This is a genomic window from Halomonas sp. (assembly GCF_014859505.1).
Taxonomy (GTDB): Bacteria; Pseudomonadota; Gammaproteobacteria; order Pseudomonadales; family Halomonadaceae; genus Halomonas.
The window spans coordinates 1-25375 of record NZ_JACUUD010000033.1 but is presented as its reverse complement, the minus strand read 5'-3'; the positions used below and the strand labels follow the sequence as shown (position 1 = coordinate 25375).

Here is a 25375-nt window from a genome sequence, read left to right as displayed (position 1 = left end):
CCCCCCCTGTGGTTTCGGGTGGTGCCCGGGGAGCCCGGGCATCCAGTGCCTGCTGTCGTGTTATCATTGCCGTTCGAACTGAAGCGAGGAATCTTTCATGGGTGTAGTGGCCAAGCGGTCATCGATGACCTTCTATTCGGGTGGTGCAGATCACTTCAGCCATCGCGTACGGATCGTGCTTGCCGAGAAGGGCGTGGCGGTGGACATCGTCGAGGTCACCGACGAGCAGCGCCCCGAGGAGCTTGCCGACCTCAACCCCTACAACAGCGTGCCCACCCTGCTGGATCGTGAGCTGGTGCTCTACGAGTCCAAGGTCATGATGGAGTACCTGGACGAGCGCTTTCCTCACCCGCCGCTGCTGCCGGTCTACCCGGTGGCCCGTGCCCAGAGCCGGCTGTGGATGCATCGCATCGAGCGTGAGTGGTGCCCGCTGGTCGAGCAGATCGAGAAGGGGCCCAAGAAGGAGGCCGACAAGGCGCGCAAGGAACTGCGCGAGAGCCTGGTGGGTATCTCGCCGATCTTCGAGGACATGCCCTATTTCATGAGCGAGGAGTTCACCCTGGTGGACTGCTGCCTGGCACCGGTCCTGTGGCGCCTGCCGACACTGGGCATCGACCTGCCCGAGAAGCAGGTCAAGCCCCTGCTCGCCTACATGGAGCGGGTCTTCGGTCGCGAGGGCTTCAAGGCCTCGCTGAGTGAAGTCGAGCGTGAGATGCGCAGCTGAAACCAACGCCCCCGGCCTGTCCGGGGGCCGCAATCCGGAGGGCCTCATGATGTCATCCAGTCGCCCCTATTCGAGTCGTCCCTACCTGGCCAGGGCCCTGTACCAGTGGCTGGTAGACAACGACCTGACCCCCTATATCGTGGTCGACGCCGAACAGCCCGGGGTGGAAGTGCCGCGACAGTTCGTGCAGAACGGCCAGATCGTGCTCAACCTCTCGCCCGGCGCGGTCCGGGACCTGTTCATGGAGAACGAGGCGCTGGGGTTTTCTGCTCGCTTCGGCGGCCAGCCCATGCGGGTGATGGTGCCGAACTCCGCGCTGGTGGCCATCTATGCTCGCGAGAACGGCGTCGGCATGGTGTTCGGCCATGAGCCGGTGCTGGCCGACGACGAGGCCCTCAAGGAGTCGGGGCCGGGCCTGGCCAGCGTGGAGGTCGATGACGAATCCCACGACGCGTCCAGGGACGGCGGCGGTGGGAAGGACGAGAAGAAGACGCCACCCAAGCGCAAGCCGTCTCTGCGGGTGATCAAGTAGCCGCTAACGGCGGAACGTCGATCCGGCGAAGTACGCAGAACGGCAGGCCACTGGCCTGCCGTTCTGCGTTGTCATGGCGCCTGATGAACGGCCGCTGACCCAGCGGCTCAATCCGTGTAGTCAAACACCTTGACGATGCGCTGCATGCCGCCGACGTTGGAGACGGCCTGGACGATACGGTCGGCTTCACTGCGGCTGACGATGCCCATCAGGTAGACGCTGGCATTCTCGGTGATCACGCGGATGCGTCCCGAGTCGATGCGATCGTTGGCGGCTAGATTGGTGCGGATGCGGGTGTTGAGCCAGGTGTCGGAGAGGCGCTGGCTGGCCGGCAGGTTGGCGGCCACGGAGAGCTCGTTGTGCACCTCGCGCACGTTGCGGACCTCGTGGGCGATCTCGCTGGCCTTCTCCCGGAGTTCCTGGCTCGGCACCTGGCCGGTGAGCAGCACCACGCCATTGTAGCTGTCAACGTTGATGCGGGCGTCGCCCAGGCGGGCATCGGTGCGGCGCAGATTGTGCGAGATCTTGGTCTCGATGCTCTGGTCTTCGACCTGGGCGCCGGCGGTGCGTTTGCCATAGTTCTCGTCGATGGTGCCCTGGTGGGTGACGCCGGTGACGGTGGTGCAGCCGGCGACGCCCAGGGCGGCGGCCAGCAGCAGGGAGGTTAGCAGGGGCTTGCGGGTCATGGGATTCACTCGCTTGTACCGAAGAGTTGTTCGTCGATGAGATCGCAGAGGCAGTGGATCACCAGCAGGTGTACCTCCTGGATGCGTGCCGTGGAGGTCGCGGGGACGCGGATCTCGCAGTCGTCCTGGCCGAGCAGAGAGGTCATGTTGCCGCCGTCACGGCCGGTCAGCGCTACCACTGTCATGTCGCGGTCGTGGGCGGCCTGGATTGCCTGGATGACGTTGGCCGAGTTGCCGCTGGTGGAGATCGCCAGCAGGATGTCGCCGGGCTGGCCCAGGGCGCGAATCTGCTTGGAGAACACTTCGTTGTAGCTGTAGTCGTTGGCGATGGAGGTCAGCGTCGAGGTGTCGGTGGTCAGCGCCAGGGCCGGCAGGCTGGGGCGTTCGCGTTCGAAGCGGTTGAGCAGCTCCGAGGAGAAATGCTGGCTGTCGCCGGCGCTGCCGCCGTTGCCGCAGGCCAGGATCTTGCCTTCGTTGACGAGGCACTGGACCATCATCTGGCTGGCCACCTCGATGAAGGGAGGCAGGACCTCGCTGGCGTAGGTCTTGGTGTCGATGCTGGCGTTGAAGTGGCCGAGAATGCGCTGCTGGAAATCCATGTGGCGTCCGGGTCCTTTGGCAGTGTGGCGTGACCGGTCAGAATGCGTCGAAGGCGTTGGCGACCCAGTCGTACTCGAGGTGGGGCGGCAGGCCGGTGACGGCCAGCACATCGAAGCGGCAGGGACATGATAGCCGGTTGCGTTGGAGATAAAAACGCGCGGCCCGGATCAACCGCCGCTGCTTGGTGGGCGTGACCGTCTCCAGCGGATGTCCATGGCGGGCATCGGCCCGGTGGCGTACCTCGACGAAGACCAGGATCTCGCCGTCGCGCATCACCAGATCCAGTTCGCCGCCCTTGGCGTGCTGGTTCGCCGCCACGAGCGCCAGGCCGCGCTCGGTGAGCCAGGCGGCGGCGAGGCGCTCGATGGCCTCGCCGCGGGCGCGGGCGTCACGGGGTCCGTTCATCACCGAAGACCCCGGGGATCAGGATTGGCTGGGGCGTGCCGTTGACGAACCGTGCCCAGGGCAGCTGGCGCTCGATGCGGCCATCGCTGCCCGCACGCAGGGTGCCGGTGGCACCACGCAGTTCGCTGCCGGAAATGGCCTGTAGCTGGGGCAGGCGACGGGCCAGCTCGAAGGCGTCCACTCCCATGGCATTCAGCCGGAACAGCCTCGGGTCCGACCCCTCGCGCAGCGCGTGATAACTCTCCAGGAAGGGCAGCACCTCGACGCCGCCCACGGCGGCCTCGGGGATCTGCCAGGGGATATCGAGGAACTGGACGTCGTTCAGGTCGTTATCGAGGCGAGGGTTGATGCGTCCCTCGAAGAGCTGCGAGGTGGCGTAGACCGGCAGCTGGCTGGCGCCGTAGTAGTCCAGGGTCGGCGGCACCTGGCGGGCGTACTCGGGCAGGGCCAGCAGGAACAGCGCGTCCGGGCGCGGGTTGCTGATGGCGCGGCGGGTACTCTCGGTGGCCGGGGCACCGGGGTTGTAGCGCACGGCGTTGGTCACTTCGCCGCCGAGTTTCCGCCACTCGTCCCAGAAGGCCTCGCCCACGCGGCGTCCCCAGTCGTTGTCGGGCACCAGCAGGGCGATGCGACGGTGGCCGTCCCGCCATGCGCGCACGGCGGCCTGGCTGGCCTCATCCTCGGCGGAGAGTCCGTACTGGAAGAGTCCCACGGCGCGGTTGCTCTCGGCGTTGCCGTAGTTCAGCGCCAGGGTGGGCAGCGCCACGCGGTCGAGGGTCTCCAGCCGGCTCACCTGATCCTTGTCCAGGGGGCCGACCACCACCTGGGCGCCGCGGTTCTCGGCCTCTCGATAGAGCGACTCCAGGTCGCCGCGACTGGCGTCGAGAAAGCTCAGCTGGATGCCGCCGCCGCTGCTGCGCTGCTGAGTGCGCATGCCCTCGGCGATGGCCGAGGCGGGTTGCGCCAGGGGACCGGATTCCGGCAGCAGGACGGCGATGTGGCGAACCTCCATGCCGCGCAGGTCACCGAGGGCGACCAGGGGGGCGGGTAGCTGGCGGGCCGCGGGGTGGCGGGCGTGGCGGCCACGCCACTCGTCCAGTCGGTCGAAGAAGCGCTCGATATCGCCTCCGCTGGAGCGGTACAGGTCGGCGAGGGCGACCCAGCCCCGGGCCAGGGCATCACCCTCCTGTTCCAGAGTGCTGAGCGCCTGGCGGTCCATGCGGACCAGGGCCTCCCAGATCGAATCGTTGAGCGCCACATCGTCGCTCTCGGCCTGGACGCGCAGCAGCGCCCGGGCGGCGGCGGCCGGTTCGTCCTCGGCCAGCAGCGCCAGACCCATGCGCTCACGCAGCGCCCTGGCCTGGCCGGGCTCAAGGTCCAGGGCGTCAAGGTGACGGGTGGCCTGGATCACCGCCTGGGGCGTGCCGAGTGCCTCGCCGAGATCGGCCAGCAGCAGGGCCCAGCGGGCACGCTGGGGGCCCTCGAGCAGGCTGTCGTCGATGTCCACGGCGATGTCAAGCGCCTGGGTGCGCTCCCCCTGGCGTGCTAGGATGTCGGCCGCCTCGAGTCGGCTCCTGGCCGCCTGGGCCGGCTGCTGCTGGCCGGCCTGTTCGAGCAGGCGCGCCGGGTCGTCTTCGTCCACGCGATCGACGATGCCGGGCGGTACGGCACAGCCCGCCAGCAGGATCGCGGAAAGCGCGGTGGCCAGCAGGCCGCGAGTGGGTATCCGCATGAATCCATCCTTAGTCGTGTGTCGGCCATCTTGCCGAGGAGTCACAAGTGTCAGACGCTAACTCAGCCGCATTGTACGTGGTCGCCACTCCGATTGGGAATCTGGAGGACCTGAGCCCGCGGGCCGCGCGGATGCTGGGCGAGGTGACGGTGATCGCCGCCGAGGATACTCGCCACACCGGTCGCCTGCTGCGCCATCTGGGGCTCTCGGTGCCGCTGCTCTCGCTGCATGAGCACAACGAGGCGGCCCGGGTCGAGCAACTTGATGCACGGCTGGTGGCCGGGGAGTCCATCGCCCTGGTCTCCGACGCTGGCACGCCGCTGATCAGCGACCCGGGCTTCGTGCTGGTGCGCGAGCTGCGTGCCCGGGGGCGGTGCATCGTGCCGGTGCCGGGGGCCTGCGCCCTGGTGGCCGCGCTGTCCGCAGCGGGCCTGCCCACCGACCGCTTCACCTTCCAGGGCTTCCTGCCGGCGAAGGGGGCGGGGCGCCGCGCACGCCTCGAAGCGCTGGCCGCCCGGGAGGAGACCCTGGTCTTCTACGAATCCCCCCATCGCATCCGCGACACCCTGGCCGACCTGGCGACGGTGCTCGGCTCACGTAGCCTGGTGCTGGCCCGGGAGCTGACCAAGGCCTTCGAGACTTTCCTGGAAGGCTCGGCCGCCGAGCTGCTGGCGCGCATGGAGGCCGACCCCGACCAGGCCCGGGGCGAATTCGTGGTGATGGTGGCTGGCGCTCCGCCACGCGTGGAGGAGGAGGCCGGCGTGGTGGAGGGCGAGGCGCTGCTGGCGGCGCTGCTGGCCGAAGGCGTCGGCGTCAAGCAGGCCGCCTCGGTTGCCGCGCGAGTGCTCGGCGGGCCCAGGAAGGTCTGGTATGCCCGCGCCCAGGCACTTAAGGACACTCCTTGTTGAGGGGGTGTCGGGGCGCTGGTATGCTTGCCGCGGGAGTCGGCCAGACAGTCGCCGCCGGAGCAATCCGGGGGAGGAAAGTCCGGGCTCCACAGGGCAGAGTGCCAGGTAACGCCTGGGCGGCGTGAGCCGACGGAAAGTGCAGCAGAGAGTAGACCGCCTACGTCTCCCTCGGGAGGCCGGTAAGGGTGAAAGGGTGCGGTAAGAGCGCACCGCGCGCCTGGTAACAGTGCGTGGCACGGTAAACCCCACTCGGAGCAAGACCAAATAGGAACCCCATGACGTGGCCCGCGTCGGGTTCGGGTAGGTTGCTTGAGGGTCGTGGTGACGCGCCCCCTAGAGGAATGACTGTCCACGACAGAACCCGGCTTATCGGCCGGCTCCCCCCCTGATTTTCATCCCTGAGCGTGCGGCTGTGGCCGACCCGCCAGCCCTTGATCGAGAAACGCATGTCGTCATCCGCACCTGATACAGCTCCGCGGAGCTTCCGCCATGCCAGCGTGCTGCTCGACGGCGCCGTGGAGGCCCTGGTGCACGACGCCGACGGGGTCTACCTGGACGGCACCTTCGGCCGAGGTGGCCACTCGCGTGCCATCCTCGCCCGCCTGTCGCCGGCCGGCCGTCTGCTCGCCATCGATCGCGACCCCGAAGCCATCGCCGAGGCGGCCTTCATCGAGGATCCCCGCTTCACCATCGAGCGTGCCGAGTTCGCCCGTCTGGGCGAGATCGCCCAGCGCCATGGCGTTCACGGCCGCCTGGCCGGCATTCTGCTCGATGTGGGCGTCTCCTCGCCGCAGCTCGACGACCCCGAGCGCGGCTTCAGCTTTCAGCGCGATGGTCCCCTGGACATGCGCATGGACCCCTCCCGGGGGGAGAGCGCCGCGGCCTTCATCGCCAGGGCAAGCGAGGCCGAGCTGGCTCGCGTTTTCAAGGAGTTCGGCGAGGAGCGCTACGCCCGGCGGCTGGCCAGGGCCATCGTCGCCCGGCGCGCCGAGGAACCCTTCGCGCGCACCACGGATCTGGCCGAGGTGGTCAAGACGGCCCATCCCGCCTGGGAGAAGCACAAGCACCCCGCCACACGGGTCTTCCAGGCCCTGCGCATCCACGTCAACGCCGAGCTGGAGCAGCTCGACGCCGCCCTGGAAGCCGCTCTGGAGGCCCTGGCCCCGGGCGGCCATCTGGTGGTGATCAGCTTTCACTCCCTGGAGGATCGCCGGGTCAAGCGCTTCATTCGTCACCATGTGCGTGGCGATACCCATCTGCCGCGGGGCATCCCGATTCCCGACGCCCAGCTCGAGCGGCGACTGGAGGCGTTGGGCAAGGCTCGGCGTGCGGGCCCAGAGGAGGTGGACGAGAACCCCCGGGCCCGCAGCGCAGTGATGCGAGCGGCTCGCAAGCGGTATTGAGGGAGGCGACATGACGCAGGGACGAACGTCGACATCCGGTTTTGGCTGGCCGCTGGCCCTGCGGTCCAGCCTGTCGCTGATGGTGGTCGCGGCACTGCTGGCGGCCTGCCTGGCCAGTGCCCTGGCGGTGATCACCGCCAGCCACCTGACCCGTGAGCAATATGGTCGCCTGCAGCAGCTCGAGCGCGAGCAGAACCAGCTGCAGACCGAGTGGGGGCAACTGCTGCTGGAGGAGAGTGCCTGGTCGTCGCCGGCGCGCATCGAGCGCCTGGCCATGCAACGCCTGGAGATGCGCCTGCCCGACGTCGACGAGGTCGAGGTGTTCCAGCCATGAGCACCGAGGTCCGCAGCGGCGTCTCGCCGCGCCGCCCACCGCCCATGGCCCCCATGGGCGGGCTGCGCTACGTCATCATGCTTTCCATCGTGCTGCTGGGCTTGGGCCTGCTGGTGGGGCGTATCGTCATCCTCCACGTGGTCGACCGCCCCTTCCTGCAGGGCCAGGGCGATGCCCGCACCCTGCGCACCGACCCGATTCCCGCTCACCGCGGCATGATCAGCGACCGCAATGGCGAGCCCCTGGCGATCTCCACGCCGGTGGTCACCCTCTGGGCCAATCCCCAGGACGTGCCGGAGGACCCCATCCAGCGCCTGCAGCTGGCCCGTGCCCTGGGCATGGAGCTCGATGACCTCGATGCGCGCCTGACGCGCTTCGCCTCCAGGGAGTTCATGTACCTGCGTCGTCAGCTGACGCCCGAGGAGGCCCAGCGGGTGCTGGACCTGCGTATCCCCGGGGTCTACCGCCAGGACGAGTACAAGCGCTACTACCCGGCGGGCGAGGTGACCGCCCAGTTGCTTGGGGTCACTAACGTCGACGACGTGGGCCAGGAGGGCCTCGAGCTCGCCTACCAGCCCTACCTGGCCGGAGAACCGGGCCAGCGGCGCGTGCTTAAGGACCGCCGCGGACGTCTGGTGCGCGACCTGGAGGTGTTGCGGGAGGCGCGCCCCGGCGGCGAGCTGACGCTCTCCATCGACCAGCGCCTGCAGTACATGGCCTACCGCGAGCTCAAGGCGGCGGTGGCCGAACACGACGCCGATGGCGGCGTGGTAGTGATGATGGACGCCCGTACCGGCGAGGTGCTGGCCATGGCCAACCAGCCCTCCTACAATCCCAACAATCGCGCCGGTCTCGACCCTCGCGGCCTGCGCAACCAGGCCATCGTGGATGTCTTCGAGCCCGGCTCTGTCATGAAGCCACTGGCCATGGCGGCGATCATGGAGAGTGGCCAGTTCGACCGCGATGTGGTGGTGGACACCTCGCCGGGCTGGATGCGCATCGACCGCTTCACCATCCGCGATATCCGCAACTACGGCGAGCTGACTCTGGCCGGCATCCTCGAGAAGTCCTCCAACATCGGCATGTCCAAGCTGGTTCTGCAGCTCGACGATCCCCTGGTGCCGGAGCTCTATCGCCGGGTCGGCTTCGGCCAGAGCCCGGAAACCGGTTTCCCGGGCGAGTCCACCGGTACCCTGCCGGCGCCGGTGCGCTGGTCGAGCAGCCAGTGGGCGGCGCTCTCCTACGGCTATGGTCTGTCGACCTCCGCGCTGCAGCTGGCCAGCGCCTACACCGCCCTGGCCAACGGCGGCATGCGCCTGCCGCCTTCGCTGCTCCGACTGCCGGCGTCGCCGCCGGGGGAGCCGGCCATCGATCGCGCCGTGGCCCACGACCTGCTGCGGGTCATGGAGGAGTCCGTGCAGCCCACCACCGGCGCTCGGCGCGCCATGGTGCCGGGCTATCGTGTCGCGGGGAAATCCGGCACGGTGCGAAAGACCGGTGCCGGGGGCTATGTGCAGGACGCGTATCGCAGCCTGTTCGCCGGCATCGCGCCGGTCTCCGACCCGCGCATCGTCACCGTGGTGATGATCGATCACCCCCGCGGTGACAGCTATTATGGCGGTGCCGTGGCGGCACCGGTCTTCTCTCGCGTTGTCGGCAGCGCCCTGCGCCTGCTCGACGTGCCCCCTGATCTGCGCAGTCGCTGAGGCCCACCATGACCCGACCCGTTTCACGAGACTCGCGAGGACCCGCATGCAGGTGACGTCATCACGCCTGGTGGCGACCCTCGAGCGACTCTGGCCCGCCGCCGGCCCCTTTCCCGAGTTCACCACCGAGGCGCTGCGGGTATGCGCCGACAGCCGCCAGGCCGGCCCGGGTGCGGTGTTCGTGGCGGTGCCCGGGGTGGCCGCCGACGGCCGCGACTTCATCGCGGCGGCGCTGGCGGCCGGGGCCAGTGCGGTGCTCTGCCACACGGGCGATGAGCGTAGCTGCCCCGACGAACCCCGCGTGCTGGCACTGCCCGCGCTGCGCGAGCGGCTGGGCGAACTGGGGCGGGAACTCTTCGCCGTGCCCGAGTCCCTGGAGCTGGTCGGCGTCACCGGCACCAACGGCAAGAGCTCGGTGACCCACTACCTCGCCGAGCTGAGCCAGGCGCTGGGCGTCGAGGCGGGCCTGGTCGGCACCCTGGGCCATGGGCGCCCCGGTGCCCTGCAGGACGGCGGCCTGACCACGCCCGGGCCGCTGGCGCTGCAGGCGGCGCTGGCCGGGCTGGCTGGCGACGGCGTGCGCCGGGTGGCCATGGAGGTCTCCTCCCATGCCCTGGAGCAGGGGCGCCTCGACGGCTGCCGGCTCGCCGCGGCAGTCTTCACCAACCTGACCCGGGACCACCTGGACTACCACGGCAGCATGGCGGCCTACGCGGCGGCCAAGGCGAGGCTGTTCCGTCGCCAGGAGCTCACGCTCGCCGTGGTCAACGCCGACGACCCGCTGGCGCGGCTGATGCTGGCGGGTTTGCGCGAGGGCGTGCGGGTGCTGGCCTGCGGCGAGGCCGAGGCGGTCACCTTCCGTGTGATCGACTGGCACCCCCACGCCGCCGGACAGCGGGCGCTGGTCGCCACCCCCGAGGGCGAACGGGTACTGGAAACGACGCTGCTCGGGCGCTTCAACCTGGACAACGTGCTGCTGGCCATCGCCACCCTCTACGGGCTCGGGCATGGCATCGGCGAGCTCTTCGAGGCTGCTGCGGGCCTGGTGCCTGTGCCCGGGCGCATGGAGGCCCTGGTGCGCCTCGGCTCGCCCACCGTGGTGATCGACTACGCCCACACCCCCGATGCCCTGGACAACGCCCTGGCCGCCCTGCGCGCCCATCGGCCGGTGGATGGCCGGCTGTGGTGCCTGTTCGGCTGCGGCGGCGATCGCGACCCCGGCAAGCGGGCCCTGATGGCCGCCGCCGCCGAGCGTCACGCCGACCGCCTGGTGGTCACCGACGACAACCCCCGCCAGGAGGAGCCGGCCGAGATCCGCGCGGCGGTGCTGGCCGGGCTCTCTGCCGTCGCGCGCCGGCAGGCGCTGGAGATCGCCGGTCGCGGCGCGGCGATCGCCCGGGTGCTTGCCGATGCCGATGCCGAGGACGTGGTGCTGATCGCCGGCAAGGGGCACGAGACCTATCAGGAGGTCGCCGGGGTGCGCCACCCCTTCTCCGACCTGGCCGAGGCCGAGCGCGCCCTGACCGCTCGGGCACCTGCCGGTGGGGAGGCGAATTCATGAGCCGCTGTGGATTGACCACCCTGGCCGAGGTGGCCGAGGCCCTGGGCCTGGCAGTGCCGACCCATGACCTGCCCATCGGCGAGATTATCACCGATACCCGCCGACTGACTCCGGGCAGCCTCTTCGTGGCGCTCAGGGGCGAGCGCTTCGATGCCCACGACTTTCTCGACCAGGCCCGGGCGGCCGGTGCCGTGGCGGCGCTGGTCGAGACCGGTGCCATGGCCGGGAGGGGCGACGTGGAGGGCATGGCGCTGCTCGAGGTGGCCGATACTCGCCTCGCCCTGGGGCTGCTGGGCCGTGCTCGGCGCCGCGCCTGGGGTGGCCCCCTGGTGGCGGTGACCGGCAACAGCGGCAAGACCACCGTGAAGGAGATGCTGGCCGTCATCCTGGCCCGGCGCGGGGCGACGCTGGCTACCCGCGGCAACCTCAACAACGACTTCGGCGCGCCGCTGACCCTGCTCGACCTCACCGAAGTGCACCGCCAGGCGGTGGTGGAACTGGGCGCCAACCACCTTGGCGAGATCGCCTGGACCAGCGTGCTGGCCGAGCCCGGGGTGGTGGTGATCACCAACGTCACCGGCGCCCATGTCGGCGAGTTCGGCGGCATGGGGCGCATCGCCCAGGCCAAGGGCGAGATCCTCGCCGGCCTGCCGGCCGACGGCGTGGCGGTGCTCAATCGCGACGACGCCTACTTCGCCATCTGGGCGCGCCTCGCCGCGCCGCGGGAGGTGCGCGACTTCGGCCTCGATCCGCGCGCCCGGGTCACCGCCCGGGCGCTGGCCTGCGATGCCCTGGGGCGCTATGCTTTCACGCTTGTCGCCGACGGGGTCGAGCTGGGGCGCGTGCAGCTCGGCCTGCTCGGCCGCCACAACGTGGCCAATGCCCTGGCCGCGGCGGCGGCGGCGCTGGCCATGGGCCTGCCCCCGGGCGACGTGTTGGCGGGCCTTGGCGAGGTGCTGCCGATGCCGGGGCGGCTCTCCGTCGTCCTGGGCATCAACGGCTCACGCCTGCTGGATGATACCTATAATGCCAACCCCGGCGCGGTGAAGGCGGCGCTCGACCTGCTGGTCACGCTGCCCGGCCCCCACTGGTGCCTGCTGGGCGCTATGGGGGAACTGGGGGAGGCCTCCGAGCGGCTGCATGCCGAGATCGGGGATCACGCACGGAAACTGGGAATCGACTTCCTCGGCACCTGCGGCGAGGCGGCCCGCGCCGCCTCCCATGCCTTCGGCGCAGGCGGGTGCCACTTCCAGGAGCGCGAGGCGCTGGTGCGTCACGCTCTCCACCATCTTCCTCCCGGCGCCAGCGTGCTGGTCAAGGGATCGCGCAGTGCCGCCATGGAGCAGGTGGTGACGGCACTGCGCCAGGATCGATCAAGGTGAACGCGATACATGCTGCTCTATCTGGCTGAGTTTCTGGCGCAATATTTCAGCGCCTTCAACGTCTTCAACTATCTGACCCTGCGCATGATCCTGGGCACCATTACCGCCCTGGTGCTCTGCCTCTGGCTGGGCCCGGTGATGATCCGTCGGCTGGTCGAGCGTCAGATCGGGCAGGCGGTGCGCGACGATGGTCCCCAGTCTCACCTCTCCAAGGCGGGCACGCCCACCATGGGCGGTGCCATGATCCTGATGGCCATCGCCGTCAGCACCCTGCTGTGGGGGGATATTGCCAACCACTACGTGTGGATCGTGCTGGGGGTGACCCTGGGCTTCGGCGCCATCGGCTGGGTGGATGACTACCGCAAGGTGGTGGAGAAGAACCCCCGTGGCCTGCCGGCGCGCTGGAAGTACCTGTGGCAATCGGTGGTGGGCCTGGCCGCCGCGGTGCTGCTCTACGCCACCGCGGCCTCGCCGGTGGAGACCAGCCTGATCGTGCCGCTGTTCAAGGATGTGGTGGTGCCGATGGGGGTGTTCTTCATCGTGCTGACCTACTTCGTGATCGTCGGCAGCTCCAACGCCGTGAACCTCACCGACGGCCTGGACGGTCTGGCGATCATGCCCACGGTGCTGGTGGCCATGGGTCTGGCGGTGTTCGCCTACGCCAGCGGCAACACGGTGTTCGCCAACTACCTGCAGATTCCCTTCATTCCCGGGGCCGGTGAACTGGCGGTGTTCTGCGCCACCATCGCCGGCGCGGGGCTGGGGTTCCTGTGGTTCAACACCTACCCGGCCCAGGTCTTCATGGGTGACGTGGGGGCGCTGGCGCTGGGGGCCGCGCTGGGCGTGGTGGCGGTGATCGTGCGCCAGGAGATCGTGCTGTTCATCATGGGCGGTATCTTCGTCATGGAGACCGTCTCGGTGATCCTGCAGGTGGGCTCCTACAAGCTGACCGGGCGGCGCATCTTCCGCATGGCTCCGCTGCACCACCACTATGAGCTCAAGGGCTGGCCGGAGCCGCGGGTCATCGTGCGCTTCTGGATCATCACCGTGGTGCTGGTGCTTATCGGTCTGGCCACCCTCAAGGTGCGCTGAGCGAGGGCGCTCACGCGGTCAAGGAGCAGGATATGGTCAAGGTGCCGACAGGCGTCACCCTGGTGGTCGGGCTCGGGATCTCCGGCCGTGCCATCTGCCGCCATCTGGAGCGCCAGCGGGTTCCCTACATGGTGGTCGATACCCGCGCCGTGCCGCCGGGCATGGACGATTTCCACGCGGCCCACCCCGGGGTGGCGATCCACTGCGGCCCGCTCACCGGTCTCGATCTCTCCGAGGTGGAGGAGGTGGTGGTGAGTCCGGGCATCGACCCGCGCATCCCGGGCCTCGACGCCCTGGCCGGGCGCCTCCGCGAGGCCACCGGCGAGCCGCTGGTGGTGGGCGAGATCGCGCTTTTCACGCGTGCCACCAGGGCGCCCATCGTGGCCATCACCGGCTCCAACGCAAAGTCCACCGTGACCACCCTGATGGGTGAGATGGCCGCTGAGGCCGGTCGTCGCGTGGCGGTGGGGGGTAACCTGGGCACGCCGGCCCTGGACCTGCTGGCCGATCAGCCCGACGCCGACTTCTACGTGCTGGAGCTCTCCAGTTTCCAGCTGGAGACCACGCCGCGACTGGGGGCGGAGACCGTGGCCTTCCTCAACCTCTCCGAGGACCACTTGGACCGCCACGGCGACATGGCCGGCTATCGGGCCGCCAAGCTCGGGATCTTCCGGGGTGCCCGCCACGGCGTGGTCAACGCCGAGGACCCCAACACCTGGCCCGACACCCGCCTGCCGGCCCAGGACAGCTTCACCACCCGCCCTCCCGAGGCAGGCGAGTGGGGGATCGGCCGCCATGAGGGCGCCGACTGGCTGATGCACGGCGATGATCCCTTGATGCCCGCTGCCGAGGTGCGCCTGGCCGGACGCCACAACCAGGCCAACGCCCTGGCCGCGCTGGCCATGGGGCACCGCCTGGGCCTCCCGCTGGAGGCGATGTGCCGCGTGCTGCGACGCTTTCCAGGCCTGCCTCATCGCGGCGAACTGGTGGCCGAGGCCAGCGGCGTGCGCTGGATCAACGACTCCAAGGGCACCAACGTGGGGGCCACCCTGGCCGCCATCGCCGGACTCGGCCCGACCCTCGAGGGCAAACTGATCCTGCTGGCCGGCGGCGTCGGCAAGGGGGCGGACTTCGCCCCCCTGGCCGAACCACTGGGGCATTATGGCCGTGAGGCGATCCTCTTCGGCCTCGATGCCGAGCGCCTGGCGCGCGCCCTGCACGGTCGGCTCCCGATGACCGAGGTGGAGGACCTGCCGGCGGCCATGGCTCGGGCCGCCGAGATCGCCGAACCGGGAGATTGCGTGCTGCTCTCGCCGGCCTGCGCGAGCCTCGACCAGTTCGCCAACTACCAGGAGCGGGGCGAGGTGTTCCGGCGCTGGGTGCGCCGCCACCTGGCCGAGGAGGAGGCATGAAGCGCGCGTCCCGGTTCTCCCGACTCTCCCGGCTTCGCGAGCGGCTCTCCACCCGCGACCAGCCCTTCGACGGCTGGCTTGTGATCGCGACGCTGTCGTTGATGCTGATCGGCTGGGTGATGGTGACCTCGGCGTCGTCGGAGGTGGCGGCGAGCCTTACCGGCAATCCCTGGTACTTCAGCATCCGACACGGCATCTTCCTGGTGATGGCGCTGGCCGCCGCGGCCTTCGTGCTGCGCATGCCCCTGGCCTGGTGGAAGGTCAACGGCCCGCTGCTGCTGCTGGTGGGTATCGCGCTGCTGGTGCTGGTGCTGCTGGTGGGGCGCGAGGTCAACGGCAGCAAGCGCTGGCTCTCGATCTCCGGGGTGCCCTTCAACCTCCAGGCCTCCGAGGTCGCCAAGCTCTGCCTGATCGCCTACATGGCCGGCTATCTGGAGCGTTTCCTGCCCCAGGTGCGCCGGCAGTGGGGCGCCTTCCTGCGTCCGCTGCTGATCCTCTCCGTCATCGGCGTGCTGCTGATCCTCGAGCCCGATTACGGCGCCGCGGTGGTGATGACCGGGTGCGTGATGGGCATGCTGCTGATGGCCGGGGCGCCCTGGGGGCGCTTCCTGCTGCTGGCGCTGCTGGTGGCGGCGGGCGGTGCCCTGCTCGCCATCGCCGAGCCCTATCGCCTGGCGCGCCTGACCAGCTTTGCCGATCCCTGGGCGGACCAGTTCGCCAGCGGCTACCAGTTGACCCAGGCGCTGATCGCCTTCGGCCGGGGCAGCTGGCTGGGCATGGGGCTCGGCAACAGCGTGCAGAAGCTCTTCTACCTGCCCGAGGCTCACACCGATTTCGTCTTTGCAGTGCTCGCCGAGGAGCTCGGCCTGTTCGGCGCCGCGGGGGTGGTGGGGCTCTTCGCGTTGCTGATCTGGCGAGCCATGGCGGTGGGGCGCCGCGCCGAGCTGGCCGGGCTGCCCTTCGCCGCCTACCTCAGCTACGGCATCGCCCTGGTGGTCGGCGCCCAGGCCTTCATCAACATTGCGGTGAGCAGCGGCATGCTGCCAACCAAGGGCTTGACCCTGCCTCTGCTCAGCTACGGCGGGTCGAGTCTGCTGGTCAGTGCGGTCATGATGGCGCTGCTGCTGCGGGCCGATATCGAGACCCGCCAGGCCCAGCGCCGGGCGAGACCCACGGTGCCGCGTGTCGACGGACGCCGTGACGCCTCGGCGCCACCTGCTCAGCCACTCTCTCAACGGTCAGCTCAACAACCAGCGCAACGACAAGGAGTCGCCAAGTGAGCCAACGACCGGGACGTCGCGCCCTGATCATGGCCGGGGGCACTGGCGGTCACGTCATTCCTGCCCTATCCCTGGCCCGGGGCCTCGCCGCCGAGGGGGTGGAGGTGGCCTGGCTGGGCAGCCCCCGCGGTATCGAGAACCGCCTGGTGCCGGAGGCCGGCATTCCCCTGCATCGCATCGCGGTGGCCGGGCTGCGTGGCAACGGCGCGGCGGGCTGGCTGTTGGCACCGCTCAACCTGACCCGGGCCGTGTGGCAGGCGAGGCAGGTGATTCGTACCTTCGACCCCCAGTTGGTGGTGGGACTTGGCGGCTTCGCCAGTGGCCCGGGTGGGCTGGCCGCCTGGCTGTCGCGCCGCCCGCTGGTGATCCATGAGCAGAACGCCGTGGCCGGGCTGACCAACCGGGCGCTGTCTCGCCTGGCGCGGCGCGTCTTCGCCGCCTTTCCCCAGGCCTTCGGTGAGCGCGGCGAGGTGATCGGCAACCCGGTGCGCGAGGAGATCGCTGCCCTGGGCGAGGTGCCCCGCGCGGCCGAGGCCATGCGCGGTCGGCGTCGTCGTTTGCTGGTGGTGGGCGGCTCCCTGGGGGCCCAGGCCCTCAACGAATGCCTTCCCGAAGCGCTGGCGAGAATGCCCGAGGGCGCTCGACCCGAGGTGCGCCACCAGGCGGGGCGCAACAAGGATGCCGCGACCCGCCAGGCCTACGTCGAGCAGGGCGTGGACGCCGAGGTGATATCCTTTATCGACGATATGGCCGAGGCCTACGCCTGGGCCGATCTGGTGGTCTGCCGGGCAGGCGCCCTGACGGTGGCGGAGCTGGCCGCCGCGGCCAAGCCGGCGCTGTTTGTGCCCTTTCCCTTCGCGGTGGACGATCATCAGACCGCCAACGCCCGAGCGCTGGTGGAGGAGGGGGCAGCCGAACTGCTGCCTCAGACAGAACTCAGCGCGGCGACGCTGGCTGACCGGCTGGCGTCGTTGCTCGACCCCGACATTCTCGCCACCAAGGCCGCGCGGGCGAGAGCCTGCGCGCACCTCGACGCTGTCGAGCGCCTGGTGGCCGGCTGCATGGAGACAGGTTTTGAGCGATAGCACATCACGGCCGGTACCCGGCCAATCCCTGCCGGTGCGCAACGGCCGCGGGCTGGGCATGCGCCGTATCCGGCACATCCATTTCGTGGGCATCGGCGGCGCCGGGATGTGTGGCATCGCCGAGGTCCTGGCCAATCAGGGCTACACCGTCAGCGGCAGCGATCTGAAGGCCTCGACGGTGGTGGCGCGGCTGCGCCAGTGCGGCATCACGGTGGCTATCGGCCACGATGCCGACCACGTGGCCGGCGCCGACGTGGTGGTGGTCTCCACCGCGGTGGACGAGGCCAACCCCGAGATCGTCTGGGCCCGGGAGCATCGGGTGCCGGTGGTGCGCCGCGCGGAGATGCTCGCTGAGCTGATGCGCTTCCGCCACGGCATCGCCGTGGCCGGCACCCACGGCAAGACCACCACCACCAGCCTTACCGCCACCCTGCTCGGCGAGGGGGGGCTCGACCCCACCTTCGTGATCGGTGGCCGGCTGACCAGTGCCGGGACCAACGCGCGCCTGGGGGAGGGCGACTACCTGGTGGCCGAGGCCGATGAGTCCGACGCCTCCTTTCTGCACCTGCAGCCCATGGTCTCCATCATCACCAACATCGATGCCGACCACATGGCGACCTATGGCGGCGATTTCGAGAAGCTCAAGGCCACCTTCCTGGAGTTCCTGCACAACCTGCCCTTCTATGGCCTGGCGATCCTGTGCATCGATGACGACAACATGCGTGGCCTGCTGGATCGGGTGCATCGCCAGTTCATCACCTATGGCTTCAGCGATGACGCCGACTACCGCATCACCGACTTCCTGCAGCAGGCCGGCGAGATCCGCTTCACCGCCCATCGCCCGGGCGGGCTGGTGCCGCTTGAGATTCGGCTGGCCATGCCCGGACGCCACAATGCCCTGAACGCCCTGGCGGCGATCGCCGTGGCCAGCGATGCCGGGGTCGCCGACGACGCCATCCTGCGAGGCCTGGCCGGCTTCCAGGGGGTGGGGCGCCGCTTCCAGGTGCAGGGAAACTTTCCGGCGCCGGGCGGCGAGGGCGAGGTGATGCTGGTGGACGACTACGGCCACCACCCTCGCGAGGTGGAGATGGTGATCCGGGCGGTGCGCGCCGGCTGGCCCGAGCGGCGCCTGGTGATGATCTATCAGCCCCATCGCTACTCGCGTACCCGGGACCTCTACGAGGATTTCGTGCGGGTGCTCTCCGGGGTCGATACCCTGTTGCTGCTGGACGTCTACAGCGCCGGCGAGGCGCCGATCCCCGGGGCCGAAGGGCGCACCCTGGCCGGCTCCATCCGGCAGCGCGGCGAAGTGGATCCGCTGTTCGTCCAGGAGAAGGGCGAGCTGCCCGGCCTGTTGGCCCGGGTGCTGCGCCCCGATGACATCCTGATCACTCAGGGCGCCGGTGACGTGGGCGGGATCTCCCTGGCCCTGGCCGAGGCGGCCCTGGCCTTCGACGAGGTGACCCTATGAACCTGGTGAACGATCTGGGTCGCGTTGCCGTGATCTACGGCGGCAGTTCCGCCGAGCGTGAGGTCTCTCTCAAGAGCGGCACGGCGGTGCTGGCGGCCCTCAAGCGGGCCGGCGTGGACGCCACCGGCTACGATCCCGCCGAGGGCGGTCTGGTGGGGCTCGAGGCCCTGGCACCGGATCGCGTCTTCATCGCACTGCATGGCCGCGGCGGCGAGGATGGTACCCTGCAGGGGGCGCTGGAACTGCTCGGTATTCCCTATACCGGCAGTGGCGTGCTGGCCTCGGCCCTGGGCATGGACAAGCAGCGCACCAAGCTGGTGTGGCAGGCCCTGGGCCTGCCCACGCCGGAGTCGGTGATGCTGGAGGCCGACGCCGACTGGTCGGCGGTGGTGGCGCGCCTCGGCCTGCCGCTGATCGTCAAGCCGGTGCACGAGGGCTCGACGCTCGGCATCAGCATCGTCGAGAGCGCCGAGGCCCTGGCGGCGGCTTACCATGAGGCGGCCCGCTTCGATGCCCGGGTGATGGCCGAGCGCTTCATCAAGGGCGATGAATACACGGTGTCGCTGCTCGGCGACGTGGTGCTGCCGGCGATCCGCGTCGAGGTGCCGGGAGGCTTCTACGACTACGAGGCCAAGTACCTCTCGAACGAAACGCGCTATCACCTTCCCTGCGGCCTCGGCGACGCCGAGGAGGCTGAACTGGGCGAGCTCTGTCGCCGCGCCTTCGAGGCGGTCGGTGCCGAGGGCTGGGGCCGGGTCGACGTGATGCGGGATGCCGAGGGCGGCTTCTGGTTGATCGAGGTCAACACCTCGCCGGGCATGACCGACCACAGCCTGGTGCCCCAGTCGGCGGCCTACGCCGGCATCAACTTCGAGGCCCTGGTGCTGCGCATCCTCGCCGCCACCCTGGAGGCGAGCCGGGTATGACGCGTCGCGGTGGCCTGCTCGGGGTGCTGCTGCTGCTGGTGCTGTTCGGCGCCGGCGGGCGTGCCCTGTGGCTGTGGCTCGACCGGCCCATCGAGCGGGTCTCCATCGCCGGCGAGTTCACCCACGTCAACGCCGACTACCTCCGCGATCAGCTGGCACCGCTGATTCGCGGCCGCACCTGGCTGTCGGTGAACGTGTCCGAACTGCGCGAGGAGGCGCTGGCCATCGACTGGCTGTTCGAGGTGCGGGTCACCCGGGAGTGGCCCAATGCGTTGACCTTCGACCTGGTAGAGCAGGTGCCGGTGGCGCGCTGGAACGATGACTACCTGCTCAATCCCGCGGGCGAGCCCTTCGCCTTCGGCCCGGTGTCGCCGCCCGGCGACTTGCCGGACCTGGCCGGTCCCGCCGGCAGTGGCGCCGAGGTGCTGGCCTATCATGAGCGCCTGGCCACCCGCTTCGGCGCCATGGGCCTTGAGCTCTCCCAGCTGCGCCTGGAACCCCGCGGCGCCTGGCGCTTCCAACTCGACGACGGCGTCTGGGTCATGCTCGGCCGCAACGATCGCGAGGCACGACTGGGAAGACTGTCCGCGGCCTGGCAGCGACAGCTCGGCTCCCAGGCGTCGCATATTCGCTACATTGATCTGCGATACCCCAATGGCGTGGCCGTTGCCTGGCATGGAGAAATCGATCCGGCACAGGGTGAGGGCCCAGAGGAGGGCTGACCCCTTTTTCTGGCGGAGGGCCCGTGCTCAATGGCATGGGGCTGTTTCTTTTCCCGCAAAATCGCCGTATCGTGAAAGGTGATTTGCTCGCCGGGGTGGAGGATAACCTCCAGTTGTTCCTATAATTGGTCCCAGGTTCATTTTTCATGATGCAGGCCCCTCAATACGGGCCAGGTTCGAGGAGAGTTCCCGACTCATGGCAGGTCCTTCCAACGCGTCCAATATGGTAGTCGGGCTGGATATCGGAACGTCCAAGGTCGTGGCGATCGTGGGGCAGCCCACCGACGATGGCGGCATCGAGATCGCCGGTATCGGCTCGCACCCCTCCCGCGGTATGAAGAAAGGGGTGGTGATCAACATCGAATCCACGGTGCTGTCCATCCAGCGCGCCGTGGAGGAGGCCGAACTGATGGCCGGCTGCGATATTCACTCGGTCTATGTCGGCGTTGCCGGCAGTCATATCAGTTCGATGAATTCCGACGGCGTGGTGGCGATCAAGGAGCGCGAAGTCACACCCTCCGACATCGATCGCGTCATCGACTCTGCCCGCGCCCGGGCCATCTCCGAGGGTCAACGGGTGCTCCATGTGATCCCTCAGGAGTTCTCCATCGACACCCAGGGTGGCATCCGCGAGCCGCTGGGAATGTCGGGAGTTCGCCTCGAGGCCCGCGTGCATCTGGTGACCGCGGCGCTGAATGCCGTTCAGAATATCGAGAAGTGCGTGCGCCGCTGCGGCCTGGAGGTCGATGCCATCATCCTCGAGCAACTCGCCTCGAGCATGGCGGTGCTCACCGAGGATGAGCGCGAGCTGGGCGTCTGCATGGTGGATATCGGCGGTGGCACCACCGATATCGCGGTCTTCACCGAGGGGGCCATTCGCTACACCGCCGTGATCCCCATCGCCGGTGACCAGGTGACCAACGACATCGCCATGGCGCTGCGCACGCCCACCCAGCACGCCGAGGAAATCAAGGTCAAGTACGCCTGTGCGCTGACCCAGCTGGCCGCCAGCGACGAGATGATCAAGGTGCCCAGCGTCGGTGATCGGCCTGCCCGGGACCTCTCTCGCCAGGCCCTGGCCGAGGTGGTAGAACCGCGTTACGAGGAGCTCTTCACCCTGGTGCGCGACGAGCTGCGTCGCAGTGGCTATGAGGATCTGGTCGCTGCCGGGGTGGTACTGACCGGTGGCACCTCGCGCATGGAAGGGGTGGTCGAACTGGCCGAGGAAATCTTCCACATGCCGGTGCGTATCGCCTGTCCACAGAATGTGCGCGGGCTCGCCGATGTGGTGCGCAACCCGATTTATTCGACCGGAGTCGGTTTGCTACATTACGCTCTACAGGAAACACGGCAGGGGCATGGTCGACAGGCACAGGGCAGCGTGATACCGGTCCCGGCCCGGCGTGAAGACGCCAGCCGGCGCGGCTTGAAGGAAAACATGCCAGCGCTGGCAAGGCTCAAGGGCTGGTTGAAAGGAAATTTCTGACAGGATCGCCGTGGCGATCCAGGAGACGGGGCAAATGTTTGAACTGGTAGATAGCGCACCCTCAAGCAGCGCGGTCATCAAGGTTATCGGCGTCGGAGGCGGCGGCGGCAATGCTGTCAATCACATGGTCGAGAGCAACATCGAGGGCGTGGAGTTCATCTGCGCCAACACCGATGCCCAGGCACTCAAGCGCGTGTCCGCCAAGACCGTACTCCAGCTCGGCAGCGAGATCACCAAGGGGCTAGGCGCCGGCGCCAACCCTGAGGTGGGGCGTCAGGCGGCCATGGAAGACCGCGAACGCATTGCCGAACTGCTCAATGGCGCCGACATGGTGTTCATTACCGCGGGCATGGGCGGCGGTACCGGCACCGGCGGTGCCCCGGTGGTGGCCCAGGTCGCCAAGGAACTGGGCATCCTCACCGTGGCCGTGGTCACACGTCCCTTCCCCTTCGAGGGGCCCAAGCGCATGCGCGCCGCCGAGGAGGGCATGCGAGAGCTCTCCGAGCACGTCGACTCGCTGATCACCATCCCCAACGAGAAGCTGCTCTCGGTGCTGGGCAAGAACGCCAGCCTGCTGACCGCCTTCAGCGCCGCCAACGATGTCCTCCTGGGCGCCGTCCAGGGCATCGCCGAGCTGATCACCAGCCCCGGCATCATCAACGTCGACTTCGCCGACGTGCGCACCGTGATGTCCGAGATGGGCATGGCGATGATGGGCACCGGCGGGGCCACCGGCGAGAATCGCGCCCGCGAGGCCGCCGAGAAGGCGATCCGAAGCCCGCTGCTCGAGGACATCGACCTCCACGGTGCCCGCGGCATCCTGGTCAACATCACTGCGGGTCCCGACCTCTCGATCGGCGAGTTCAATGATGTGGGCGCCACCGTCCAGGAGTTCGCCTCCCAGGACGCCACCATCGTGGTGGGCACTTCCATCGACATGGAGATGACCGACGAGTTGCGTGTCACCGTGGTGGCCGCCGGTCTCGACGGATGCCAGCAGCAGAAGTCGGCGGGTCGCGAGGCGGTCAAGCGCAGCGAGGTCGGGTCGGAGTATCGCAAGCGCCAGGCGTCGCCGGCTGCAGCGATGCGCCAGCAGCCGGCCGCGGCGCGTAGTGCCGAGCCGGAGGAGGCGGCCAAGCCGCGTGCGGAGAAGCGTCGTTCCCAGGAGCTCGATGACTACCTCGATATCCCGGCCTTCCTGCGCCGCCAGGCCGATTGAGTCGCACTATCGACACCATGGGACGTGCCGGGCGAGGTTTCTTTGTTGGAACGCCCGTTCGGTGTTATAGTGAACAGTGTTTGATAACCCGACAACAGCCTGGCCTCCGCTCATGATCAGACAACGCACCCTGAAGAACGTCATCCGCGCCACCGGCGTCGGCCTGCATTCCGGCAAGAAGGTCTACATGACCCTGCGCCCGGCGCCGGTGGATACCGGCATCGTCTTCGTGCGCACCGATCTTGAGCCCGAGGTTCAGATCCGGGCCCAGGCCGACAACGTCACCGATACCACCCTGTGCACGGCGCTGTCCGCCGGTGGTGCCAAGGTGGCCACGGTGGAGCATCTGATGTCGGCCCTGGCCGGGCTCGGAATCGACAATGCCTACGTCGACCTCAGCGCCGCCGAGGTGCCGATCATGGATGGCAGTGCCGGCCCCTTCGTGTTCCTTATCCAGTCCGCCGGGATCAGCGAGCAGAACGCCCCCAAGAAGTTCATCCGCATCAGGCGGGAGATCATGGTGCGCGACGGCGACAAGGAAGCCACCTTCCGCCCCCATCAGGGCTTCAAGGTCGCCTTTTCCATCGACTTCGACCATCCGGTGTTCGAGGAGCAGTCCCAGACCGCCATGGTGGACTTCTCTACCACCTCCTTTGTCAAGGAGGTTTCCCGGGCCCGCACCTTCGGCTTCATGCGTGACCTTGAATACCTGCGCTCCAACAATCTGGCGCTCGGCGGCAGTCTCGACAACGCCATCGTGGTGGACGACTATCGTATCGTCAACGAGGGTGGCCTTCGCTACGATGACGAGTTCGTCAAGCACAAGGTGCTGGATGCCATCGGCGATCTCTACCAGCTCGGCCACAGCCTGATCGGCGAGTTCCGCGGGGTGAAGTCCGGCCACGCGCTCAACAACCAGCTGTGTCGTGCCCTGCTCGCCCAGCCCGAGGCCTTCGAGATCGTCACCTTCGAGGGGGAGGCCGCCACGGCGCCTATCTCCTACGCGGCGCCTGCGATGGCCTGACGCTCCGGGCCACGTCGGGAGCATTCGGCGTCAAGACTCACGAGACAACCCCGTCGGCCCGGGCCGGTGGGGTTGTCCTGTATGGCGACGGAGCCAGTTTGGCTCGTGGCTCGGCTACGCCTCGCGCTCGGCGTGGGCGGCGAGGCGCTGGAGCGCGGCCTTGAGCCGCGGGTCGCTGACGTCCTCGGCGCAGCTGGAGAGCTCGTCGGCCGCCCGTGCCGGCAGGTGACGCACCTGGCGCAGGGGCACCTTGACCGGTCGCACCGGGCGCACCTTGAAGGTGAAGCCGGTGACCGCCTCGAAGCCGGAAAGCTGATGGAGCAGCTCGAGCAGGCGGGATTGCTCGTAGCGCAGCCGAGTGAGCCAGGTCGCGCGGTCGGTGATCAGCGTCAGGCGGCCGTCGCGAAAGCCGCCCACGTGCAGGTGGGCGGCCACCTCGGCGGGCAGGTTATCGCGAAGGTGCTGCTGGGCGCGCTCGATCAGTCTCGCCATGCGCATCAGCGAGCCCAGTTCGCCTCGCCCGTCCAGCAGGCGGGTCATGGGCTGGGCGCGGAAGCGCTTAGCCTTTATACTCATGGGCTTGTTTCTCGGGGCAGTCTGCTGTCGGCTCGACCGGCCGTAGGGTCCCGCTCAGCGCCGGGTCTGATGCCCGCCACCCTAGCACGCTCGGGAGTCCATCGTCAGCATGCCACTCCGCACCCAGCCCCATGATGCCGAGGCGCGCGTCACCGTGACGCGGCGGCGCCCGGCGCGCTGGTGGCTGGCCGGGCTGCTGGTGGGCTGCCTGCTGCCGGCCGGCCTGGTCCAGGGGACTCCGCTGCGCCAGGCCGAGCGCCTGGTGCAGGTATGCATACTGGCGCCGGCACTGATCCGGGCCAGTTCGCGCCTCCGGGCCCGCCGTCGTGCGCATCGCGCCTGGCCGCTTCCCCGCACCCTGCGCGCCCTGTGCCCGCCGCATTCTCGCTGGCCGCTGCCGAGCCCGGGTCGCACCACCGCGGCCCATGATGTCCTGACCCGCCGGGGTCCGCCCGCTGCGTGGGCAAGCTGATTTCCTGATCCTGGCCGGCTGCCCCTGGCGGCCGGCACGATGCCACACGCAAAGACTGGACCCCACATGATCAATTCCCTGTTACGCAAGGTCGTCGGCTCCAAGAACGACCGTGAAGTCAAGCGCATGAGCCGCCAGGCCGAGCGCGTCAGCGTCCTCGAGCAGGAACTGGAAGCCCTGGACGATGGCGCCCTCAAGGCACGCACCGAATCGCTACGTGGTCGACTCGAGGCCGGTGAGACCCTGAACGACCTGCTCCCCGAGGCCTTCGCCACCGTACGCGAGGCGAGCAAGCGCGTGATGGGCATGCGCCACTTCGATGTACAGCTGGTCGGCGGGATAACCCTGCACAACGGCCGCATCGCCGAGATGAAGACCGGCGAGGGCAAGACTCTGGTGGCCACCCTTGCCGTCTACCTCAATGCCCTGTCCGGCAAGGGCGTCCACGTGGTCACGGTGAACGATTACCTGGCGCGGCGTGACGCCGAGTGGATGCGCCCGCTCTACGAATACCTGGGGCTTACCGTCGGCATCATCCACGCGGGCCAGACCAGCGAGGAGAAGCGAGACGCCTACGCCTGCGACATCACCTACGGCACCAACAACGAGTTCGGCTTCGACTACCTGCGCGACAACA

24 protein-coding genes, 1 other RNA gene and 1 pseudogene are annotated in these 25375 nt (G+C 68.8%); 21 read left to right on the top strand and 5 right to left on the bottom strand.

Annotated elements, in window-relative coordinates:
* Nucleotides 1-97: 97 nt before the first annotated feature.
* Both sspA and IBX53_RS06935 read left to right on the top strand, forming a co-directional pair.
* Complete coding sequence (gene sspA / locus IBX53_RS06940) at nt 98-724, top strand: stringent starvation protein SspA (RefSeq protein ID WP_290907119.1); 627 nt, start codon at nt 98-100, stop codon at nt 722-724.
* Nucleotides 725-770: 46 nt separating this feature from the next.
* Nucleotides 771-1256, top strand: a complete 486-nt coding sequence (locus tag IBX53_RS06935) for a ClpXP protease specificity-enhancing factor (RefSeq protein WP_290907117.1) — start codon at nt 771-773, stop codon at nt 1254-1256.
* Between the two features lie 107 nt (nt 1257-1363).
* Here the strand turns inward: IBX53_RS06935 and IBX53_RS06930 are convergent, their stop codons facing one another.
* The 4 genes from IBX53_RS06930 to IBX53_RS06915 are packed head-to-tail and all read right to left on the bottom strand — an operon-like array spanning nt 1364 to nt 4679.
* Nucleotides 1364-1942: a BON domain-containing protein gene (locus IBX53_RS06930; protein WP_290907114.1), complete on the bottom strand. Its 579-nt coding sequence runs from the start codon at nt 1940-1942 to the stop codon at nt 1364-1366.
* Between the two features lie 5 nt (nt 1943-1947).
* Nucleotides 1948-2541: a phosphoheptose isomerase gene (locus IBX53_RS06925; protein ID WP_290907112.1), complete on the bottom strand. Its 594-nt coding sequence runs from the start codon at nt 2539-2541 to the stop codon at nt 1948-1950.
* Nucleotides 2542-2578: 37 nt separating this feature from the next.
* Nucleotides 2579-2947, bottom strand: coding sequence for a YraN family protein (locus tag IBX53_RS06920; RefSeq protein WP_290907111.1), 369 nt, complete (start codon nt 2945-2947; stop codon nt 2579-2581).
* Nucleotides 2931-4679, bottom strand: a complete 1749-nt coding sequence (locus IBX53_RS06915; RefSeq protein WP_290907110.1) for a penicillin-binding protein activator — start codon at nt 4677-4679, stop codon at nt 2931-2933. Before IBX53_RS06915 ends, IBX53_RS06920 begins: the two co-directional genes overlap by 17 nt.
* Nucleotides 4680-4726: 47 nt before the next feature.
* Between IBX53_RS06915 and rsmI the strand changes: the two genes are divergently transcribed.
* The 17 genes from rsmI to lpxC all read left to right on the top strand — a co-directional run bounded on the left by rsmI (nt 4727) and on the right by lpxC (nt 23690).
* Nucleotides 4727-5587: a 16S rRNA (cytidine(1402)-2'-O)-methyltransferase gene (rsmI, locus tag IBX53_RS06910; RefSeq protein ID WP_290907108.1), complete on the top strand. Its 861-nt coding sequence runs from the start codon at nt 4727-4729 to the stop codon at nt 5585-5587.
* A gap of 32 nt (nt 5588-5619) precedes the next feature.
* Nucleotides 5620-5972, top strand: an RNA gene (gene rnpB, locus IBX53_RS06905) — RNase P RNA component class A.
* A gap of 61 nt (nt 5973-6033) precedes the next feature.
* Nucleotides 6034-6990 carry a 16S rRNA (cytosine(1402)-N(4))-methyltransferase RsmH gene (rsmH, locus tag IBX53_RS06900; protein ID WP_290907106.1) on the top strand — a complete coding sequence of 319 codons (957 nt, stop codon included), beginning with the start codon at nt 6034-6036 and terminating at the stop codon, nt 6988-6990.
* Nucleotides 6991-7000: 10 nt separating this feature from the next.
* Entirely contained in the window at nt 7001-7324 is a 324-nt protein-coding gene (gene ftsL, locus IBX53_RS06895; protein ID WP_290907105.1) for a cell division protein FtsL, read from the top strand.
* Entirely contained in the window at nt 7321-9030 is a 1710-nt protein-coding gene (locus IBX53_RS06890) for a penicillin-binding protein 2 (protein ID WP_290907103.1), read from the top strand. The genes ftsL and IBX53_RS06890 overlap by 4 nt, the downstream gene beginning before the upstream one ends.
* 46 nt (nt 9031-9076) lie before the next feature.
* Nucleotides 9077-10591 carry a UDP-N-acetylmuramoyl-L-alanyl-D-glutamate--2,6-diaminopimelate ligase gene (locus tag IBX53_RS06885; protein WP_290907101.1) on the top strand — a complete coding sequence of 505 codons (1515 nt, stop codon included), beginning with the start codon at nt 9077-9079 and terminating at the stop codon, nt 10589-10591.
* Entirely contained in the window at nt 10588-11973 is a 1386-nt protein-coding gene (gene murF / locus IBX53_RS06880; RefSeq protein ID WP_290907100.1) for a UDP-N-acetylmuramoyl-tripeptide--D-alanyl-D-alanine ligase, read from the top strand. Before IBX53_RS06885 ends, murF begins: the two co-directional genes overlap by 4 nt.
* A 9-nt stretch (nt 11974-11982) precedes the next feature.
* Entirely contained in the window at nt 11983-13065 is a 1083-nt protein-coding gene (gene mraY / locus IBX53_RS06875) for a phospho-N-acetylmuramoyl-pentapeptide-transferase (protein ID WP_290907098.1), read from the top strand.
* Between the two features lie 32 nt (nt 13066-13097).
* Nucleotides 13098-14477 (top strand): UDP-N-acetylmuramoyl-L-alanine--D-glutamate ligase, encoded by a 1380-nt coding sequence (gene murD, locus IBX53_RS06870; protein ID WP_290907096.1) that lies wholly within the window; start codon nt 13098-13100, stop codon nt 14475-14477.
* Nucleotides 14474-15757: a putative lipid II flippase FtsW gene (ftsW, locus tag IBX53_RS06865; protein ID WP_290907094.1), complete on the top strand. Its 1284-nt coding sequence runs from the start codon at nt 14474-14476 to the stop codon at nt 15755-15757. Before murD ends, ftsW begins: the two co-directional genes overlap by 4 nt.
* A 29-nt stretch (nt 15758-15786) precedes the next feature.
* Nucleotides 15787-16842 carry an undecaprenyldiphospho-muramoylpentapeptide beta-N-acetylglucosaminyltransferase gene (gene murG, locus IBX53_RS06860; protein WP_290907125.1) on the top strand — a complete coding sequence of 352 codons (1056 nt, stop codon included), beginning with the start codon at nt 15787-15789 and terminating at the stop codon, nt 16840-16842.
* A 58-nt stretch (nt 16843-16900) separates the two neighbouring features.
* Nucleotides 16901-18313: a UDP-N-acetylmuramate--L-alanine ligase gene (gene murC / locus IBX53_RS06855; protein WP_290907122.1), complete on the top strand. Its 1413-nt coding sequence runs from the start codon at nt 16901-16903 to the stop codon at nt 18311-18313.
* Nucleotides 18310-19239, top strand: coding sequence for a D-alanine--D-alanine ligase (locus tag IBX53_RS06850; RefSeq protein WP_290907093.1), 930 nt, complete (start codon nt 18310-18312; stop codon nt 19237-19239). Before murC ends, IBX53_RS06850 begins: the two co-directional genes overlap by 4 nt.
* Complete coding sequence (locus IBX53_RS06845) at nt 19236-19961, top strand: cell division protein FtsQ/DivIB (RefSeq protein WP_290907091.1); 726 nt, start codon at nt 19236-19238, stop codon at nt 19959-19961. Before IBX53_RS06850 ends, IBX53_RS06845 begins: the two co-directional genes overlap by 4 nt.
* A 196-nt stretch (nt 19962-20157) precedes the next feature.
* A complete protein-coding gene (gene ftsA / locus IBX53_RS06840) occupies nt 20158-21447 on the top strand; it encodes a cell division protein FtsA (RefSeq protein ID WP_290907090.1) in 1290 nt (429 codons plus the stop codon).
* 34 nt (nt 21448-21481) lie between these two features.
* On the top strand, nt 21482-22666 hold the full coding sequence (ftsZ, locus tag IBX53_RS06835) for a cell division protein FtsZ (protein WP_290907088.1): 1185 nt from the start codon (nt 21482-21484) through the stop codon (nt 22664-22666).
* A gap of 112 nt (nt 22667-22778) precedes the next feature.
* A complete protein-coding gene (gene lpxC / locus IBX53_RS06830; protein ID WP_290907086.1) occupies nt 22779-23690 on the top strand; it encodes a UDP-3-O-acyl-N-acetylglucosamine deacetylase in 912 nt (303 codons plus the stop codon).
* 114 nt (nt 23691-23804) lie between these two features.
* Here lpxC and IBX53_RS06825 read toward each other — a convergent pair whose 3' ends face one another.
* A complete protein-coding gene (locus tag IBX53_RS06825) occupies nt 23805-24266 on the bottom strand; it encodes a DUF721 domain-containing protein (RefSeq protein WP_290907084.1) in 462 nt (153 codons plus the stop codon).
* A gap of 109 nt (nt 24267-24375) precedes the next feature.
* Between IBX53_RS06825 and IBX53_RS06820 the strand changes: the two genes are divergently transcribed.
* Entirely contained in the window at nt 24376-24738 is a 363-nt protein-coding gene (locus IBX53_RS06820) for a hypothetical protein (RefSeq protein WP_290907081.1), read from the top strand.
* Nucleotides 24739-24804: 66 nt separating this feature from the next.
* A pseudogene (secA, locus tag IBX53_RS06815) lies at nt 24805-25375 on the top strand (preprotein translocase subunit SecA); the annotation flags it as partial.